A 2,721-nucleotide genomic window follows, 5' to 3' on the forward strand; every position below is an offset into this window, starting at 1 on the left:
AAGTTGGGGTGGTTGCGGGGCCGGCCGGGGAAGGAGAGGCTGCCCGTCCACCAGGTCCACACCTCCAGCAGCATCTGGGCGGGGGCGTCGTCGCAGGATTCGGCGAGGAACAGCCGCACGATGCGGTCCTCGTCGCGGGCGAGCCGGTCGGCGACGTCCTCGGGCAGACGCGGCGCCCGCGCGACGCTGCGGCGGATCCAGAGATTGGTTGAGGCGGCGAGCTGCCGCATGGCGTCGCCGTCGCCGTGGAGCGCTTCGACCCAGTCCAGGGCGTGGGTAACGTGCCCAGGGTCGATTTCCGGAACGTTCGCGGCCATCGCAGCGATCTCCGCGCTCGTCGTCGGCGGCGGGGATCCTGTGCGGGCTGCGAGTCCGGCGGCCTTGCGCTCGCGGTGTGCGCGGGCGGCAGCGTGGTGTTGTGCGTCGACGGCAAGTTGTTCCCGCAGGCCCGGATCGGACACGGACACGCAGGACAGCAGCCGATCCCACTGCTCGGCAGTCAGGATCCGCGATTCCACGATCGTGCCCAAGACCCGCCTGTCCGGATGGACGATCGCGGCTTCGACGACGACCGGAGGCAGGTCGCTGCGGAACAGGAAGCTCACGACGCCGGCGTCGAGGAGCCTGAGCAGAACGTGCCGCGGCGCGGCCCGGTTGAAACCGAGCCCTTCCAGCCATGCCCTGGACAGCCGCGTCGTCGGACATTGACGGAAGAACCTGCCCCAAGGGTCCGGATTCGGCTCCTCAGCGGGCGAAGTCTTCACCTGCGCAGGTTAACGGACCACGTGCGTCGAGGACGCGGCCCGGTAATCGCGCTCCATGGCTATGGGCGACGTCGGACTCGCTGTCATGCCGGGTAGTGAGCCGGTTCGGGTCAGAAGCCCGTGTGTTCGTATTCGACGCTCGCCAGCCATCGGGTCAGTTCTGCCAGTTGGTCGTGGGTGAATCCGTAAGTCAGCCATTCCTCCTGCGCGTCGAGCCGGAGGAATCCCTTTTCCTTGAACGCGCGCCGCAAGTAGTCGGTGAAGGTCAGGCTGTGCTTTTCGTGACGGACGAGCGGATCGGCGCCGACGTTTGACAGCCAGACGGAGTACGGGGCACCGCCGCTGAAATTGGCCTTGTGGAGGTAGTCGGCGGCAATGTCGAACTCCAGCGGGCCGGCGATCTCGGGATGGTGTTCCTCGCACTCCGCGTGCCATTCCTCGACCGAGTACCAGCCGTTGGAGAGGTCGCCGATCTCCAGCGGGTCGGCGAGCGTGAGCTGTTCTGGCACGCCGGGCGGGAACGGCGCATCCCAGGTGTCGCGCGGGACGAGGTCGATCGTTCCGACGATGCGCCAGTAGGCGGCTAGTGCCGGCGGTGCCGCGCACCCGGTGAGCTGCTCTAGTTCCTTCAGCCGGTCCTCGACATCGGGAGTTGGCCCCGGCAATGCCTGCTCCAGGCTGACCGGCCAGCCACGGGCTATGAGGGCGGTGGCGAGGCTTTGGGCGTTACGGCGGACGCGCTCCATAGTCAGTGCGGCCACCTGCTCGGCCTCAGCGCGCCACGGGCCGTCCAGGTGGGCGACGGCCGCAAGGTCGTTCCACACGCCCCGATGGTCGCCGTTCTCGTACCGCGCGACGAGGTCCCCCGCACGCAACGGCGGGCAGGCGGGCCGGGGCTTCGCCATCCGCTCCGCTCCGGCGGCGTCGAGCGCCGGGCGGGTGACTACGGGATCGGCGTACTTGAGCACCTGACGGGCCTGACCGCCCAGAATCTCGTGGTCGCGCAGGCCGACGCACAGGTCAAGCCAGCGGCGGTCCGTGGCCAGCAGGACGCGCAGTTCGTCCGAGTGCCATTCGGGACCGGACCGGGAATACGATCGTGGTGACAGGAGGCTGAGAGCCTCGGCCGCGGCGATCTGCCCGGCTGGCGCTGCCAGGAGTTCGTCGGCGAACAGGTGGCTGACGTTGTCCCACGCCGTGCCCTCGTCGGTGAACATGACCTTCAGCGCCATGAACCGGCCGAGGTGGTCATGGTCGTGGATCCCCTTTCGCAGCACGTCGCGGGCCTCGGTCGTCCCGATCCCGAACAGCGCGTGCGCGGCAGCCACAGCGATCGGATGAACCGGGCACTGCTCCCACAGCCCGATCAGTGTCGGGACGGCGGGCTCGTATCGCAGCTGCCCGAGTAGGCGGATCTGGTCGGCCTCGGACCGCGCGCCGGCGACGCTGCGCACTGCGGCGACGCTCACGTCCTGGCAGGCCTTCGCTTCCTCCGCAGTGAGGCTGCCCCACTGCTCGATGCTGACGCGCGGCCTTTTCCCGAGGTCCGGCCAGGTGGCGAGAGTCCCCAAGAGGGACTCCAGCACTCGCGCGCCATCGGCCTCATCCGGGCCTGTCTTGTTCACCACCCGCACAGTATGCCAGCCGATGAACAACGAAACCCGGCCCCGAAGATGACCCGCGTTGGTACATACCTGGCCAACAAACTAAGCAAGGTCAAGTCATGCAGCGCGAGATGATGCAGCCATGCTGACCAGATGTGACGGCCAATCAGCGCGCCGATCTGACGCATCGTCAGATGGTGGGCGATACTGGGATCGAACCAGTGACCTCTTCGGTGTGAACGAAGCGCTCTCCCGCTGAGCTAATCGCCCTCGACTGCGAGAACAATATCATCTCCGGCGGCCGCCTCGGGCCATCAGGTGACGGCGGGTCAGCGCGGCGGGCGGGGGTGGCG

The 2,721-nt window shown here is 68.1% G+C and carries 1 protein-coding gene, 1 tRNA gene and 1 pseudogene; all 3 read right to left on the reverse strand.

Features of this window, described 5'->3' with window-relative positions; all coding sequences use genetic code 11:
* Window positions 1-764: pseudogene (locus tag KDK95_RS34370) on the reverse strand (hypothetical protein); the annotation flags it as partial.
* Between the two features lie 110 nt (window positions 765-874).
* Window positions 875-2,392, reverse strand: a complete 1,518-nt coding sequence (locus tag KDK95_RS34375) for a hypothetical protein (protein ID WP_212522548.1) — start codon at window positions 2,390-2,392, stop codon at window positions 875-877.
* A 171-nt stretch (window positions 2,393-2,563) separates the two neighbouring features.
* Window positions 2,564-2,638: transfer RNA gene (locus tag KDK95_RS34380), tRNA-Val, on the reverse strand.
* Between the last annotated feature and the right edge of the window lie 83 nt (window positions 2,639-2,721).

It is taken from the genome of Actinospica acidithermotolerans, assembly GCF_018139625.1.
Taxonomy (GTDB): Bacteria; Actinomycetota; Actinomycetes; order Streptomycetales; family Catenulisporaceae; genus Actinospica; species Actinospica acidithermotolerans.